This is a genomic window from Polaromonas sp. P4_F4 (assembly GCF_056401355.1).
Genome location: NZ_JBFUJO010000001.1, coordinates 12,574 through 28,909 on the forward strand (window position 1 = coordinate 12,574; position 16,336 = coordinate 28,909).

Annotated in this window: 9 protein-coding genes and 1 pseudogene; 7 read left to right on the forward strand and 3 right to left on the reverse strand. The window is 63.5% G+C overall.

What is annotated here, in order from left to right; genetic code table 11:
- Window positions 1-253: 253 nt before the first annotated feature.
- Together hrpA and AC1DUR_RS00095 are read right to left on the reverse strand one after the other, a co-directional pair.
- Window positions 254-4,273 carry an ATP-dependent RNA helicase HrpA gene (gene hrpA / locus AC1DUR_RS00090; protein ID WP_477716762.1) on the reverse strand — a complete coding sequence of 1,340 codons (4,020 nt, stop codon included), beginning with the start codon at window positions 4,271-4,273 and terminating at the stop codon, window positions 254-256.
- A gap of 141 nt (window positions 4,274-4,414) precedes the next feature.
- A complete protein-coding gene (locus AC1DUR_RS00095; RefSeq protein ID WP_477716763.1) occupies window positions 4,415-5,635 on the reverse strand; it encodes a 7TM diverse intracellular signaling domain-containing protein in 1,221 nt (406 codons plus the stop codon).
- A gap of 217 nt (window positions 5,636-5,852) precedes the next feature.
- On the opposite strand from AC1DUR_RS00095, the gene argA reads away from it, so the two are divergent.
- The 7 genes and pseudogenes from argA to AC1DUR_RS00130 all read left to right on the forward strand — a co-directional run bounded on the left by argA (window position 5,853) and on the right by AC1DUR_RS00130 (window position 13,100).
- The gene (argA, locus tag AC1DUR_RS00100; protein WP_477716764.1) at window positions 5,853-7,202 is read left to right on the forward strand and encodes an amino-acid N-acetyltransferase; all 1,350 of its coding nucleotides are present in this window, start codon (window positions 5,853-5,855) and stop codon (window positions 7,200-7,202) included.
- 99 nt (window positions 7,203-7,301) lie between these two features.
- A complete protein-coding gene (locus AC1DUR_RS00105; RefSeq protein ID WP_477716765.1) occupies window positions 7,302-7,550 on the forward strand; it encodes a DUF1272 domain-containing protein in 249 nt (82 codons plus the stop codon).
- Window positions 7,551-7,761: 211 nt separating this feature from the next.
- A pseudogene (locus AC1DUR_RS00110) lies at window positions 7,762-8,430 on the forward strand (dienelactone hydrolase family protein); the annotation flags it as partial.
- A 117-nt stretch (window positions 8,431-8,547) separates the two neighbouring features.
- On the forward strand, window positions 8,548-9,141 hold the full coding sequence (locus tag AC1DUR_RS00115; protein ID WP_477717217.1) for a phosphoribosyltransferase: 594 nt from the start codon (window positions 8,548-8,550) through the stop codon (window positions 9,139-9,141).
- Window positions 9,142-9,173: 32 nt separating this feature from the next.
- Window positions 9,174-10,532 (forward strand): erythromycin esterase family protein, encoded by a 1,359-nt coding sequence (locus AC1DUR_RS00120; RefSeq protein WP_477716766.1) that lies wholly within the window; start codon window positions 9,174-9,176, stop codon window positions 10,530-10,532.
- A 385-nt stretch (window positions 10,533-10,917) separates the two neighbouring features.
- Window positions 10,918-12,624 (forward strand): hybrid sensor histidine kinase/response regulator, encoded by a 1,707-nt coding sequence (locus tag AC1DUR_RS00125; protein ID WP_477716767.1) that lies wholly within the window; start codon window positions 10,918-10,920, stop codon window positions 12,622-12,624.
- Window positions 12,621-13,100, forward strand: coding sequence for a response regulator (locus tag AC1DUR_RS00130; protein ID WP_477716768.1), 480 nt, complete (start codon window positions 12,621-12,623; stop codon window positions 13,098-13,100). The genes AC1DUR_RS00125 and AC1DUR_RS00130 overlap by 4 nt, the downstream gene beginning before the upstream one ends.
- Window positions 13,101-13,138: 38 nt before the next feature.
- Here the strand turns inward: AC1DUR_RS00130 and AC1DUR_RS00135 are convergent, their stop codons facing one another.
- Window positions 13,139-16,336 (reverse strand): error-prone DNA polymerase, encoded by a 3,198-nt coding sequence (locus AC1DUR_RS00135; RefSeq protein WP_477716769.1) that lies wholly within the window; start codon window positions 16,334-16,336, stop codon window positions 13,139-13,141.

Sequence of the window (16,336 nt, forward strand, 5' to 3'; positions counted from 1 at the left end):
TGCTTCTCGCGCAACAAAAGGGCCTTGCACTGCAAGGTCTTTTTTTTGAGCAGTCAGCAGTCGAATCGACGTATGGTCTACGCCAATCCGTTGAGCAACAGCATGACAAGCACGTGGCAAACACCTGGTGAACGCCAGGTTCAATGTTGATTCGCGCTGCGAAGCCCTGGCTTTAACTGTTGATCTGCGTCCAGGCTTTGTAGTTACGGCATCACAAGCCTTCGGCACTTGTTAGCCATCCTAAAAGCTGACATCAACTATTCAGTTGCTGCCAGGCTTTTTCCAGCCGTTTCACGCTCACCGGCTGTGGCGTGCGCAGCTCCTGTGCGAAGAAGCTCACGCGCAACTCCTCCAGCAGCCAGCGAAACTCCTGCATGCGTGCATCGGTCGCGCCTTTGCGTTCGGCCACCAGGCGCCAGTAGCGCTGCTCCTGCGGACGCAGCTCGGCCAGCCGCACCGCGTCACGGGCCGGGTCGGCTCGCCATTTCTCCAGGCGTAGCGTGATCGCTTTGAGGTAGCGGGAAAAGTGCTGTAGCTGCGGGTAGGGCGTGATGGTCAAAAAGCGTTTGGGCACCAGGCGCTGCAGCTGCTGGCTGGCGTCTGCCACAGCTTCCGCCGCATTTTTGGTGTCCTTGATCTTGCGCTGGGCCACCGCGTATTCGGCCAGAATGCCGGCAGCCAGCCGTGCCACTTCGCTGGCGATCAAGGTCAGGCGCCCTCGCCCGTCGTCCACCCGTCGCTTGAAATCAGCCTCGCCCGTCGGCAAGGGATCGAGCAGAAACGCCCGGTCCAGCGCCACCTCGATGATTTGCGCACGCAGCTCCTCCAGCGTCCCGCCGCCGGAATTGTCGGCGGCACGCCCGACCAGCATGTAGGCCGTGGCCATTTTCTGCAAATCAGGCAGATTTTTTTCGAGGTACTTGAGCGCGTCCTTGATCTGCAGCGAGAACAGGCGCCGCAAGCCGGCACGGTGTTTGACCGTGGCCGCGTCGGGCTCGTCAAACACCTCGATGGTCACGGCATCCCCAAGGTCGATGAGGGCCGGAAAACCGATCAATGTCTGGCTTCCCTTGCGGATTTCCATGAGTTCCGGCAGCTCGCCAAAACTCCAGCTGGTGTAGCGATCAGGCGCTTTAGGTGCTGTCTCTTCAAGAACTGCTTGCGCCTGTCCTGCTTTGGTTTGAGGCCTGTTTGATACTGAATTCGGGGTGAAACCGGTATTTCCAGCTGGGTTCGGCTCAACCAGCACCGTCAGGTTTTTCAGCCCTGCCAGCGCCTGAAACGCACCACGCGCCTGGGAGCCCAGCTCGCCTTTGAGCGCACCCAGGTTGCGCCCCGTGCCCAGCTGCCGGCCATGTTCGTCAACCACACGGAAATTCATGAACAGGTGGGCAGGCAGCATGTCCAGCTTCATGTCTGCGCGTTTGACATCGAGCGAGGTCGCATCGCGCACCAGCTTGAGCACCGCGTCCGTGAGCGAGCCACCGCCAAACACCTGGGGCTGCAGCAGCTGCTCGGCCATGCGCGCAGCAGTTTCGGGCAGCGGCACCAAACGTGAGCGCGGGCGCTGGTGCAGGGTCTTGATGAGCGCCTGCACCTTGTCCTTGAGCATGCCGGGCACCAGCCACTCGCAGCGCTCTTCATTGACCTGGTTGAGCGCAAACAACGGCACATCCACCGTCACGCCGTCTTTGGCGTCGCCCGGCTCGTGCAGATAGGTCGCCATGCAGTCCACGCCGCCCAGGCGCAAGGTCTTGGGGAAGGCCTGGGTGGTGATGCCCGCCGCCTCGTGGCGCATCAACTCCTCCCGCGTGAGCAGCAACAGTTTCGGCTGCTTTTTGACCTCGTCCCGGTACCAGCTCTCACAACTGGCCCCGCTGCACACGTCGGCAGGCAGCTGCTGGTCGTAAAAGGCGTAAATCAGCTCTTCGTCCACCAGCACGTCCTGCCGGCGCGCCTTGTGCTCGAGGTCCTGCACTTGCTGGATCAGCTTGAGGTTGGCCGCCAGGAACGGCAATTTCGTGTCCCAGTTGCCGGCTACCAGCGCTTCGCGAATGAAAATCTCACGCGCCGACACCGGGTCAACCCGACCAAAGTTGACGCGCCTGCCGTTGTAAACCACCAGCCCGTAAAGCGTGGCACGCTCCAGCGCCGTGACCTGCGCGGCCTTCTTCTCCCAGTGCGGGTCCAGCAACTGCTTCTTCAGGAGATGGCCGGCCACCTGCTCTATCCACTGCGGCTCGATGTTGGCGATGCCGCGGCCAAACAGCCGGGTCGTTTCCACCAATTCGGCAGCCACAATCCAGCGCCCCGGTTTTTTACTGAGTTTGGCGCCCGGGTGCCGGTAAAACCGGATGCCGCGTGCGCCCAAGTACCAGTCGTCCTCGTCGCTCTTGCAACCAATGTTGCCCAGCAGGCCGCAGAGCATGGACAAATGCAGCTGCTCGTAGCTGGCGGGCCGGTCGTTCAGGTGCCAGCCCTGCTCGCCCACCACGCTGTGCAGTTGCGAATGAATGTCGCGCCACTCGCGCACGCGGCGGATGTTGATGAAGTTCTCGCGCAGCAGGCTTTCGTACTGGCGGTTGGAAATTTTGTGGGCCGGGGAGCCCTCACCCCTGCCCTCTCCCAAGGGAAGAGGGAATAAAGATGGTGAATGGCTCCCTCCCCCCCTGAGGGAGGGTTGAGTTAGGGGTAGGGGCTTCCCGCCACGTGAGTCAGCCAGCCATTTCCACAGCTTCAAATAACCGCTGAATTCGCTTTTCTCGTCGTCAAACTTGGCATGCGCCTGGTCCGCCTGCGCCTGCCTGTCCATGGGCCGGTCGCGCACATCCTGCACGCTCAGGGCGCTGGCGATCACCAGCACCTCGTCCAGCGCCTGCCGGTCCTTCGCCTCGAGGATCATTCGGCCCACGCGCGGGTCCAGCGGCAGCTTGGCCAGCGTGCGGCCCACCGGGGTCAGTTCGTTGTCATCGTCCACGGCGCCCAGCTCGGCGAGCAGCTGGTAGCCGTCGGCTATCGCGCGGCGCTGCGGCGGCTCGATGAAGGCAAAGTCCTCCACCGCGCCCAGGTGCAGGGCCTTCATGCGCAGAATCACCGCCGCCAGTGAGCTGCGCAGGATTTCAGGGTCGGTAAAGCGGGACCGCCCCAGGAAGTCCTGCTCGTCATAGAGGCGTATGCAAATGCCGTCGGCCACGCGTCCGCAGCGCCCGGCACGCTGGTTGGCCGCCGCCTGCGACACCGGCTCCACCATGAGCTGCTCCACCTTGCTCCTGAAACTGTAGCGCTTGACGCGTGCGGTACCGGCGTCGATGACATAGCGGATGCCTGGCACCGTGAGCGAGGTTTCGGCCACGTTGGTGGCCAGCACAATGCGCCGGCCGGTGTGCCCGTCAAAAATTCGGTCCTGCTCGGCCTGGCTCAGGCGCGCAAACAACGGCAGCACTTCGGCGTTGCGGGTCAGCGGCTGGTGGGCCAGGTGCTTGCGCAAATGGTCGGCGGCTTCGCGGATCTCACGCTCACCGGGCAGAAACACCAGGATGTCGCCCGCACTGTGCGGGTTTTGCCAGAGTTCATCAACGCCGTCGGCGATCGCGTCGTTGAGGTCGTAGTCGCGGGCTTCCTCAAAGGGCCGGTAGCGCTGCTCGACGGGAAACATCCGCCCGGACACCATGATCACCGGCGCTGGCCCTTTGGCCGACGCAAAATAATCCGCAAAGCGCTGCGCATCAATGGTGGCCGAGGTGATGACCACTTTCAGGTCGGGCCGGCGCGGCAGCAATTGGCGCAAATAGCCCAGCAAAAAATCAATGTTCAGGCTGCGTTCGTGCGCCTCGTCGATGATGAGGGTGTCGTAAGCCCGAAGCAGCGGGTCGGTCTGCGTCTCGGCCAGCAAGATGCCGTCGGTCATGAGCTTGACGGACGCATCACGGCTCAGCCGATCCTGAAAGCGCACCTTGTAGCCCACCACCTCGCCCAGCGGCGTTTTCAGCTCTTCGGCAATCCGCTTGGCCACGCTGGAGGCCGCAATGCGGCGCGGCTGGGTGTGGCCGATCAGCTTGCCCTGGCCCGCCGGGTAGTTGAGCTTGCCACGTCCCATGGCCAGCGCAATCTTGGGCAACTGGGTGGTTTTGCCCGAGCCGGTTTCACCACACACAATGATGACCTGGTGCGCGTTGAGCGCAGCGGTGATGTCGTCGCGCTTGCCGGAGACCGGCAGCGACTCAGGAAAGGTGATGGCCAGGGGCGGCAGGGAAGAAGGCAAGGAAAGCGACAAGAAAGAACCAGCAATCAAAGCTGCCAATTATCGGTGTTCTTCAAATCGGTGTTCTTGCCAGCGCTGGCGTGCAAGCGCTTTTCGGTGCGTCAGGCGCTGTGGGGCGGCGGGCGGTGGGTAGCAGGCCGGCGATGCGCGCTGTCAGGCCGCGAGAACGGGCATGTCGACAATTTCTCCGCTTTTCTCGTCATACCAGGCGATCCGGCTCGGGTAGCTCCAGGCCGTGCGCGACATGCCCCGGCCCATGGCCACCGCGGTAGCTGCACGCGCATCGGTCTTGGACACCCGCTGCACCCCCAACCCGATCTCCGCCGCCCACACCGTTTGCTGCTGGCCCGGCAGCCCGGCGTCCGGACTGGTGTTGAGCACCACGGACCGGGACAAACGCGCCTGAACCGTGTGCGCCAGGTGAATCAGCCGGCCGCTGTCCGTGCAATTGCGCACCAGGAGCAGGAAACCGTCCCTGCCCAGCCTGCCCATCTCTACATGGGCCGGCACGGTGCGCCGCAGGCGGCCGGCGCACACAAACAGCGCGTGGTTCATCGCCGCCAGTCCGTAGAGCTTTTCCAGCACATACAGGTTGGCGATGGACACCACAATCACGCCCAGCGGCACGGGCTCGTCGCGGTAGAGCTTGAAGGCCGCGCCCACCATGTTTCCCGTCTCGCTGTGCGAGCGCATGCGGGTGACCGGGTCATAGCTGGGCCCATGCGCCATCACCTGGTTGAGTTCGATGAGGTAGGAATAACGCATCCACAGCACCGACGCCATGGTGGCCAGGTAAGCCGTTCCGGCGAGAGCGCTCACGGCATGGACCTGCCAGGGTGCATGGGCGCGATACAGCGCAATCCAGCCCAGCCCGACAATGGCCACCAGCATAAAGGAGACTCCCGATACCGCCACCCATGCGAGCCGGTCGCCGCGCAGCGCGCTGCGGATGCTGAGGACCAACGCGGTCACCCCGAGCAGGTAAGCCATGGCGAGGCTCAAGGCCAGCGCCTGTTGGGGCGGCAGCAGCCAGCCGATCACGATGACCGCGACCGCCAGTAAAAGCAAAGCCTTGATGGTGTACCACCGAGCCTCGGGCTGCCGCAGGATACCCAGGAAGGAAAACAGCAGATAGGCCAGCAGCGCAGACACCACGCTGGCAACATGCGCAAGAAGCCGGGCCAGGGAGTCGGCGCTCTCCATCGGAAGCCCGCCCAGAAAGGCCACCACAAACAGGGCCGACGCGATGGCCGCGAGCGCGGCATTGAACGAGATTCGTCGCAGGGAACGGATGAAGGCAAAGACCGAGCCGGCCAGCATCAAACCTGTCGCCCCGAAATAGCAGCCCCAAAACCCGATGGCGAATTGTTCCATGAACGTGAACGATACCTGAAAGAAAACTTGCAGGTAGACGGGATTATCCCGACCCGCCTTGGCTCCCCGGCTACCTCCCTTACACTCATTGCACTTTTTCGTTTTGCGGGCAAACAGCGCCAGGGAGCGCCAGGGGGTGACGAGTCACGCTTCCTGCCCGCCTGCATTTTGCCCGATTTGCTTTTGCCCCATTTTCTCCTGACCCCGAAAGCGCGCCATGTCCACCGTTTTCAATTTCACCTTTGTCCCCTGGTTCCGCTCGGTGGCGCCCTACATCCACACACACCGCGGCAAGACCTTTGTCGTGGGCATTGCGGGCGAGGCGATTGCCGCCGGCAAGCTGCCGCACATCGCGCAGGACCTGGCCCTGATCCAGAGCATGGGCGTCAAGATCGTGCTGGTGCACGGCTTTCGCCCCCAGGTTAACGAGCAGCTCAGGGCCAAAGGGCACGCAGCCAGGTATTCCCACGGCATGCGCATTACCGACGAAGTGGCGCTGGACTGCGCCCAGGAAGCCGCCGGCCAGTTGCGCTATGAAATCGAGGCCGCCTTCAGCCAGGGCTTGCCCAATACACCCATGGCGGGCTCCACCGTGCGCGTGATTTCGGGCAACTTCCTCACCGCGCGACCGGTGGGCATCCTGGACGGGGTGGATTTCAAACATTCCGGCATGGTGCGCAAGGTGGATGTGGCGGGCATCTCCCGCACGCTCGATTTCGGGGCCATGGTACTGCTGTCGCCGTTCGGCTTCTCCCCGACGGGGGAAGCCTTCAACCTGACCATGGAAGAAGTCGCCACCTCGGTAGCCGCTGCCATGCAGGCCGACAAACTGATTTTCCTGACCGAAATCCCGGGCATCCGTATCCACCACGACCAGCCTGAAAGTGAGGACAACCCGATAGACACCGAGTTGCCCCTGGCTGCAGCCGAAAAGCTGCTGGCCACCCTGCCCAACGGCGAACGCCCGACCGACACGGCGTTTTACCTGCAGCATTGCGTCAAGGCCTGCAAGGCGGGCGTGGAGCGCAGCCACATCCTGCCCTTTGCCGTGGACGGCTCCTTGCTGCTCGAAATTTATGTGCACGACGGCATAGGCACCATGGTGGTCGATGAAAAGCTGGAGTCCCTGCGCGAAGCCACCGCCGACGATGTGGGCGGCATCCTGCAGCTGATCGAGCCGTTTGAAAAGGACGGTACCCTGGTCAAGCGCGGCCGAACGGAAATCGAGCGTGATGCCGACCTGTACACCATCATCGAACACGACGGCGTGATCTTTGCCTGCGCCGCGCTCTACCCCTACCCCGAAGCCAAAACCGCCGAGATGGCCGCCCTGACGGTGTCACCGCAAAGCCAGGGCCAGGGTGACGGCGAAAAAATCCTCAAACGCATCGAGCAGCGCGCCCGCGCCGCCGGCCTGCAAAGCATTTTTGTGCTGACCACCCGCACCATGCACTGGTTCATCAAACGCGGCTTTGTGCAGGTCGACCCGGACTGGCTACCCGAAGCGCGCAAGCGCAAGTACAACTGGGACCGGAAAAGCCAGGTGCTGGTGAAAAAGCTGGCCTGAGTGCGGTCATGACTTTGCGGCGGGGATGACGCAAGGAGCCGATGCGGCGATGCGGGCCGGCGATAGCCAGATACCTAACCATCAAACCGGGGAAACACCATGCTTCAACTTCGCCCCAACTGCGAATGCTGCAACAAGGATCTGCCTGCCGACTCCACCGACGCACGCATCTGCACGTTTGAATGCACGTTTTGCGCCGATTGCGTCAGCACCCGGCTCAAGGGGGTTTGCCCGAACTGCGGCGGCGAGTTTGCCGTGCGGCCGCGGCGTCCGGCGGACATGCTGGCCAAATATCCCGCCTCGAAGGAACGTATCTTCAAGCCATCAGGCTGCGGCATGGCCTCCTGATTTCGACGGTGGTGCCCGGGTTGCCGGGCTTTTTTTGGAATTTTTCACGCCACCGTTGATCCAACACAAATACCGCCACACAGTGCGCGCCGTTTCGCGCCCGCAAGTACCGCAGCTTGTCCTACATTAAAAACAGCATTCCTTGTCGCGACTAACGGTCGCAATCGAAAAAGAATTTGAGGTTGGAACTGATTTTCACGAGGTAAACAAAATGCCTGACCGTGACAGCCGCGTTGTCGTTCGGGAAGTCCGCATTCCCGTAGGGGAGAACACTTGGCTCTACGGTGATCTGGCACTGCCGTCCGGCTTCGAAGGCCTCGTGCTGTTCGCCCACGGCAGCGGCAGCGGACGCCACAGCGCACGCAACCGGCAGGTGGCCCGGCACCTGCAGGACGCGGGCATTGCCACCCTGCTGTTTGACCTGCTGACGGCGCAGGAGGAGCAGGAAGAGGTGCAGACGCGCCATCACCGCTTCAACATTCCCTTGCTGACCCGGCGGATGCAGGACGCGACCCTTTGGGCCACCACCCAGCCCGAGCTGCAACATGCCGCCATTGGCTACTTTGGCGCCAGTACGGGCAGCGCGGCCGCACTCATTGCGGCTGCCCGGCTGGGAGACCGTGTTGCGGCCGTCGTTTCCCGCGGCGGACGCCCCGATCTGGCCGGGCCGGCGGCATTGGCGGCCGTCAGGGCGCCTACGCTGATGATCGTCGGCGGGGCCGACCCCCAGGTGATTGAGCTCAACCAGGCTGCCTACCCCTACCTGCAAGGCGAGAAAAACCTCGTCATCGTGCCCGACGCCACCCATCTGTTTGAAGAAGCCGGAGCCTTGGAGGAAGTCGCAGAACTGGCTACCTCCTGGTTCAGCCTTCACCTGGGCCGGGCCCTGGCGCATGGCACGGCGGACGTACACCTGCCTTATCGTGACCGGCGGCATGCGGGCCGGGTGCTGGCCGGCAAACTGGCGCATTACCGTGGGCGCGACGGCCTCGTCGTCGTGGCCCTGCCGCGTGGCGGCGTTGCCGTAGGCTACGAGGTGGCCCACAAACTGCACGCGCCGCTGGACATCCTTGTCGTGCGCAAGCTTGGCTATCCCGGCCAGGAGGAATACGCTATGGGCGCCATTGCCAGCGGTGGCGTACAGGTGCTGAGCTCCCTGTCCGGCATGCAGATCAGGCCGGAGGAGATTACCGAGACCCTCGAACGTGAACAGGACGAACTGGTGCGGCGCGAACAGCTCTACCGCCAGCAACAGCCAGCCCTGCCGCTTGAGGGCCGCACGGTTATCGTGGTGGATGACGGCCTGGCCACGGGCATGAGCATGCAGGCAGCGGTGCAGGCCATTCGGCAACGGCATCCCCTGCGGGTGGTGGTGGCCGTGCCCGTGGGCGCGCGCGACACCTGCGCCATGCTGCGCAGACACGCCGACGAGGTGATCTGCCCGGCCCAACCCGAGCCGTTTCGTGCAGTCGGGCTGCACTACGAGGCATTCCCCCAGGCCACTGACGAACAAGTCAGTCTGCTGCTGAAAGTGGCCCGACGGGAACAACGTACGGGCAACCCGATCGTCAGCTCGTATTCCAGCCATTGATGCCCGCAGCACCAGAAGCCAGGGGATCTGCCATGAACCAGCACCAGACCCGGCACGGCCTCAGCGACACTGCGGTGCTCGAAGGGCTGCGCGGGCACCTTCTGCCGCTGGCAGACCATGACCGCGCCCATGACCCCTTGATGCAGCTGATCGGGCAGGCCCGCTTCGCGCTCCTCGGCGAGGCCTCTCACGGCACGCAGGAGTTTTACCGCGAACGGGCCGAAATCACCAAACGCTTGATCACCGAAAAAGGATTTAACGCCGTGGTCATCGAAGGCGACTGGCCCGACGCCTTGCGTGTTAACCGCTATGTGCGCGGCGTGTCGGACGATACGGACGCGGTTGCCGCGCTGTCGGGCTTCCAGCGGTTTCCAGCCTGGATGTGGCGCAACACGGTGGTGGTCGATTTCGTCGAATGGCTGCGCGATCACAACAGCGGACGAGACCCCAGACAGCAGGCCGGCTTTTACGGGCTGGACCTCTACAGCCTGTTCAGCTCCATCCAGGCAGTGCTCGCCTATCTTGACAGAACCGATCCGCAAGCCGCGCGCCGCGCCCGCTACCGCTATGCCTGCTTCGACCACGCGGCGGAAGACAGCCAGGCCTACGGCTACGCCGCCGCCTTTGGCCTGGGAGCGAGCTGCGAGGACGAGGCGGTGCAGCAGCTGCGCGACATGAACCGCCGCGCCAGTGAGTTTTCGCCGGTTAACGGCCTGGAGTGGGACGAGGCTTTCCATGCCCAGCAGAACGCACGCCTGGTGCACAACGCCGAAGAGTATTACCGTACCATGTTTCACGGGCGTGTCTCCTCGTGGAATCTGCGCGACAGCCACATGGTGGAGACCCTCCAGGCGCTGGACCGCCACCTGAGCGCCAATGGCCCGCCGCCGCGTATCGCGGTGTGGGCGCACAACTCTCACCTGGGTGATGCCTCGGCCACCCAGAAGGGCGAGCGGGGCGAATGGAATGTGGGCCAACTCATGCGCGACCGCTACGCGGGCGACGCCGTACTGGTGGGCTTCAGCACCCATCATGGCTGGGTCACGGCCGCATCGGATTGGGGTGAAGCCGCACACCGCAAGCGGGTGCGTCCGGGTCTGCCCGGCAGCTGGGAGGACATGTTTCACCAGACGGGCTCGGCCCGCTTCATGCTGGCGCTGCGTGACAACGCGGCTCTGCGCCCCCTGCTGGCGCCGCTGCGGCTGCAGCGGGCCATCGGCGTGATCTACCGGCCGGAAACGGAACGCCACAGCCACTACTTTCACACCCACCTGGCCAGCCAGTTTGATGCGGTGATCCACCTGGACGAGACCGGTGCGCTGGAGCCCCTGGACAAAGGCCCGGTCTGGAACACCGGTGAGGCGCCAGAAACCTTCCCCTCCGGTATCTAATGCCGGCGTTCAATCCCGGCGTTCGCCAGGGATCAACCAGGTATCAGTTCCTTCATCTGCCCCGGATTGTCGAGAATCGGGGTGTGGCCATCAACCGCATCTCAATAGCCGCCTGTCAGGCTTTTTAGGTCTTCCAGCCGGCGCGCCACCAGGTTGCGCGCCGGCCCATAAAAACCGCACCGCTCCTTACGGGGGCCTCATTTCGTTCGCCCGTGGTATCTTCGGGGCTTGGTATGTGCGCTGGCGCACGGACTTTTCACAGCGCATCTGTAAAACTTCCGGAGTCTTTAAAAGACTTCTCACCCTCCCCGGCCAGGATCCTGGACGCGCCGCCCCACAGTCGGCACTTCGCAGGATCGTCGTTACTTTTACAGAAACATGGCCCATGTCACCCATTTCAAGTCTGAGCGTTCTTGACGCCATTGCCAAAGCCGACGGCATTGAAGTCAAGCGCCAGGAAGCCCTGCTGAAAACCGGCGCACTGCAGACCGCCATTCTGACCAGCGAAAATTTCTCCATCATCGCGACCGACGAGAAAGGCATCATCCAGCTTTTCAACGTCGGCGCCGAGCGCATGCTGGGCTATATGGCGGCCGAAGTCGTCAACAAGATCAACCCCAGCGACATCCACGACCCGCAGGAAGTGATGGCGCGGGCCCAGGCGCTGAGCGTGGAGCTCGCCACCACCATCACGCCGGGCTTCGAGGCGCTGGCCTTCAAGGCCTCACGCGGCATTGAGGACATTTACGAGCTGACCTACATCTGCAAGGACGGCAGCCGCTTTCCGGCCATTGTGTCGATCACAGCCCTGCGTGACGATTTCGGCACCATCATCGGCTACCTGCTGATCGGCACCGACAACTCAGTGCGCAAGCAGGTCGAAGTGGCCTTGAAAGAAGCGATGGCGGTGGCCGAGAAGGCCAACCTCGCCAAATCGGATTTTCTGTCCAGCATGAGCCATGAGCTGCGCACGCCGCTCAGCGCCATCCTCGGCTTTGCGCAGCTGATCGAGTCCGGCATGCCGCAGCCCACGCCGTCGCAAAAGCGCAGCGTGGACCAGATCCTCCAGGCCGGCTGGTACCTGCTGGAGCTGATCAACGAAATCCTGGACCTGGCGCTGATCGAGTCCGGCAGGCTGTCGCTGTCGCTGGAGCCGGTGTCGCTGGCGGAAGTCATGCTCGAATGTGAAACCATGGTCGAATCGCAGGCCGCCAAGCGCGGCATCCGCGTGACTTTTCCGCAATTTTCCCTGCCCTGCTTCGTCAGCGCCGACCGTACACGGCTCAAGCAGGTGCTGATCAATTTACTGTCCAACGCGATCAAGTACAACACCAGCGGCGGAACGGTGGCGCTCAAATGCGTGAACGTTTCGCCCCAGCGCATACGCATCTGCGTGGAAGACACCGGCGAAGGCCTGAACCCGGCCAAAATTGCCCAGCTCTTCCAGCCCTTCAACCGCCTGGGCCAGGAAGCCAATACCGAACAAGGCACCGGCATCGGCCTCGTGATGACCAAGCGGCTGATCGAGCTGATGGGCGGCGTCATCGGCGTGGAAAGCATTGTCGGAAAAGGCAGCGTGTTCTGGATCGAAATGGACCTCACCGAGGAACGTGAGCTTCACCCGGAGCTGGCCAGCCTGGCGCCGGCCCTGCAAAGCCAGGTGCCGACGGATCCCCGCGCCCACACCCTGCTGTATGTGGAAGACAACCCGGCTAACCTGATGCTGGTGGAAGACCTCATCGCGCGCCGCTCCGACATACGCCTGCTGTCCGCCCGGGACGGCATCAGCGGCATCGCGATGGCCAAGGCCTCGCAGCCCGACATCATCCTGATGGACATCAACCTGCCGGGCATCAGCGGCATCAAGGCGGTGCAGGTTCTGTGCGCGGACCCCTTGACGGCGCATATTCCGGTGGTGGCGCTCAGCGCCAATGCCATGCCCCGCGACATTGCAAAGGGCATGGAGGCCGGCTTCTTCCGCTACCTCACCAAGCCCATCAAGATCAATGAATTCATGGACACCCTGGACCTGGCGCTGAAGTTTTCAAAAACAAAGTCCCCACGCCCTCCCGTGCCGGAGAAAACCTCATGAACACCGAATTCGACATCCTGAACGCCAGCATCCTGGTGGTAGACGACCAGGCCGCCAATGTGCAGCTGCTGGAGCAGTTTCTGAGCAACACCGGCTACACCCGCGTCCGCTCCACCATGGACCCGCTGGAGGTGGCCGGTCTGCACGCGGAGCACCGCTATGACCTGATCCTGCTGGACCTGAAGATGCCCGGCATGGACGGCTTCCAGGTGATGCAGGAGCTCAAGAAAAACACCAGCGACGACTACCTGCCCGTCATCGTCCTGACCGCGGAGCCGGGCCACAAGCTGCGCGCCCTGGAAGCCGGTGCCAAGGACTTCATCAGCAAGCCCTTTGACCTGGTTGAAGTCAAGACGCGCATCCACAACATGCTGGAAGTCCGTCTGCTGTATAAAAAACTGGACAACTACAGCAAGCTGCTGGAGCACGCCGTGCACCAGGGCACGGTCGAGATCGACGAAGCGCGAAGGAAGTAAACGCCTGGTTCTTGGCGGGGGGCCGGACGCCGGACGGCTCAATGAAAGTCGCGGCTGGAGGTGCCCAGCCGCCCCAGCAGCGGCGTGAGGTCTTCCAGCCGGTGCGCCACCAGGTTGCGCACCGCGCCATAGCCTTTGGCGGTGCCGCTTTCTTCACTGCGCTGCCACACCCCATACACCGCCAGCAGGCGGGCATGCAGCACCTCGGCGCGTTGCGCCTCCCGCAATGATTTCCACACGATCACGTTGACCGGGCCGGTCTCGTCTTCCAGCGTGACGAAGATGGTGCCATTGGCCGTTTGCGGCTGCTGGCGCACGGTGACGATGCCGCAGCCGGCCACCTCTTCGCCGTCGGGCAAGGCATTGAGCTCGCTGGCGCTCAGCAGGCCCCGGCGCGCCAGCCGTTCCCGCAGCAGCGCGACCGGGTGGCGCCGCAGCGTGAGGCCCGTGGCTTTGTAGTCGAACAGGATGTTTTCGCCCTCGGGCGTGTCGGGCAGCGCCAGCGGTGTTTCATGCGTGGGCACGGACTTGAGCAGCCGCGGCGCCGGTTTGATGGCCGAGGCGTCCCACACCTGCTGGCGCCGGTGGCCGGACAAGGGCAGCAAGGCATCGGCAGCGGCCAGCGCGTTGATTTCCAGCGTATTGAGCCGGGCGCGCGACACCAGGTCTTCGGTTGAGCTGAAAGCCGCCTGCGCCCGCGCCTCCACCAGACGAATGGCAGCGTCTTCGCGCAGGCCGGACACCAGGCGCAGGCCCAGGCGCACCGCCGGCTGCCCTGCATGGATGCCGGGATGGCGGGGCATGACATGCGCTGCCGCCGGCTCCAGCGTGCAGTCCCAGTGGCTGTGCATCACATCCACGGCGCGCACTTCCACGCCGTGCCGGATGGCGTCCTGCACCAGTTGTGAGGGCGAATAAAAGCCCATGGGCTGTGAATTGACCATGGCCGCCAGGAAGCAGGCCGGCTCGTGGCACTTGAGCCAGCAGCTCACGTAGACCAGCTTGGCAAAGCTGGCGGCGTGGCTCTCGGGAAAGCCGTAGTCGCCGAAGCCCAGGATCTGGCTGAAGATGCGCTCTGAAAATTCGGCGCTGTAGCCATTGTTGACCATGGCATTGACCAGGCGGCCATGAAAGCGATCCACCCCGCCCTTGCGCTTCCAGGCCGCCATGGAGCGGCGCAGGTCGTCGGCCTCACCGGGCGTGAAGTCGGCAGCGATCATGGCGATCTGCATCACCTGCTCCTGGAAGATCGGGATGCCCAGCGTGCGTTCCAGGGCCGGGTTGAGCGCCGGGTATTCAGGCTTGATATCGCCGCCCTTGCGGAGGATTTCGCGGTTTTTCAGGTAAGGGTGCACCATGCCGCCCTGGATGGGCCCCGGCCGGACGATGGCGACCTCCACCACCAGGTCGTAGTAATTGCGCGGCTGCAGGCGCGGCAGCATGGACATCTGCGCGCGGCTTTCGATCTGGAACACGCCCACCGTGTCGGCTTCGCAGATCATGTCGTAGGTTTGCGGGTCTTCCAGCGGGAGGGTGTGCATCTGATCATCGCGTTGCCGGGTTTCATTGACCAGGCTCAGGCAGCGTCTGATGGCCGACAGCATGCCCAGCGCCAGCACATCGACCTTGAGCAAACCCATCGCCTCCAGGTCGTCTTTGTCCCACTGGATGATGCGGCGGTCTTCCATCGAGGCGGGCTGCACCGGCACCAACCGCGTGAGCTTGCCCTGCGTGAGGACAAATCCGCCCACGTGCTGGCTGAGGTGGCGCGGAAAGCCGATCAGCTGGGCCGACAAATCCAGCCACTGCAGCACCGGCCCCGCCTGGCCCGCCAGGCCGGCTTGCCTGATTTTTTCTTCCAGCACCTCGCTGCCGTCAAACCAGAAATGCTCTTTGGCGAACTGGTCTATCAACCCGGGCGCCATCGCCAGCGCCTTTCCCACATCGCGAATCGCGCTGCGCGGCCGATAGCGGATGACGGTGGCGGCAATGGCGGCGCGGTCATGCCCGTACTTTTTGTAGATGTACTGGATGACCTCTTCGCGCCGCTCGTGCTCAAAGTCCACATCGATGTCAGGCGGTTCGCTGCGTTCGCGGCTGATGAAGCGCTCAAACAGCAGATTGCTTTCAACCGGGTTGACGGCCGTGACGCCCAGGCAGTAGCAGACCGCCGAATTGGCCGCCGAGCCGCGCCCCTGGCACAGGATTTTCTGCTCATTCGCAAAGCGCACGATGTCATGCACGGTGATGAAGAACATCTCGTATTCAAGCTCTTCGATCAGCGCCAGTTCAAACGCAAGCTGCGCCCCGATTTTCCGGGGAATACCGCGCGGATAGCGTGTGTGGGCCCCCTGCCAGGTCAGCCGCCTGAGCCAGCGTGCGGGCGTTTCGGCAGGCGGCACCATGTCTTCCCGGGGGTAGCGGTACAGGTTGCGGATCTCGTCGAGATTGAAGCTGCAGCGCGCCGCCACCTCCAGCGTGGCACGCAGCAGCGCGGCCGGGTAAATGCCGGCCAGCCGCATGCGCGGGCGCAGGTGCGCCTCGGCATTGGCCTGCAGCGCAAAGCCACATTCATGCACCGGCCTGCCCAGCTTGATGGCCGTCATCACGTCGTGCAGCGGCTTGCGCGAGCGCTTGTGCATCAGCACGTTGCCGGCCGCCACCAGGCGTATGCCGGTGTGCTCCGCAACCTCCTGCAGTTGCTGCAGGCGCAGCGCGTCGTCCAGGCCTTGCAGCAGTTCGACGGCCAGCCAGGCATTCGGGCCGAACAGTCCTTTGGCCCAGGCAGCGTGCGCGCCCAGCGCTTGCACATCGATGGCGTCGGGCAAAGGCGACAGCAGGATTTCGCAATCGGTCAGCCGTGAAAAATCCGTCTCACCCATCGCAACGCGGTAGCTGCCCTTCTTCACCTCGTCACCGGCACGGCGCGCTTCGGTGATGAATTCACACAGGTTGCCCCAGCCTGCCGCGTTGTGGGGCAGCACCACCAGCCTGAACGCATGGCCGGTCTGCACCAGAAACTCGGCCCCCGGCAGCAACTGCAGACCGAGCTCCCGGGTCACTTCATGCGCCCTCACGACACCGGCCACCGAGCATTCGTCAGTGATGGCCAGCGCCTTGTAGCCCAGCTTGAAAGCCCGCTCGGCCAGCTCCTGAGCATGCGAGGCGCCGCGCTGGAAGCTGAAATTGCTCAGCGCATGCAGTTCGGCGTAATCGGGCAGCACGTAGGCGGACAT

Coding starts and splice junctions, on each gene's coding strand:
- AC1DUR_RS00095 (WP_477716763.1), bottom strand. CDS start 5,635: ATGGAACAATTCGCCATCGGGTTTTGGGGCTGCTATTTCGGGGCGACA.
- argA (WP_477716764.1), top strand. CDS start 5,853: ATGTCCACCGTTTTCAATTTCACCTTTGTCCCCTGGTTCCGCTCGGTG.
- AC1DUR_RS00105 (WP_477716765.1), top strand. CDS start 7,302: ATGCTTCAACTTCGCCCCAACTGCGAATGCTGCAACAAGGATCTGCCT.
- AC1DUR_RS00120 (WP_477716766.1), top strand. CDS start 9,174: ATGAACCAGCACCAGACCCGGCACGGCCTCAGCGACACTGCGGTGCTC.
- AC1DUR_RS00125 (WP_477716767.1), top strand. CDS start 10,918: ATGTCACCCATTTCAAGTCTGAGCGTTCTTGACGCCATTGCCAAAGCC.
- AC1DUR_RS00130 (WP_477716768.1), top strand. CDS start 12,621: ATGAACACCGAATTCGACATCCTGAACGCCAGCATCCTGGTGGTAGAC.
- AC1DUR_RS00135 (WP_477716769.1), bottom strand. CDS start 16,336: ATGTCCGCCTACGTGCTGCCCGATTACGCCGAACTGCATGCGCTGAGC.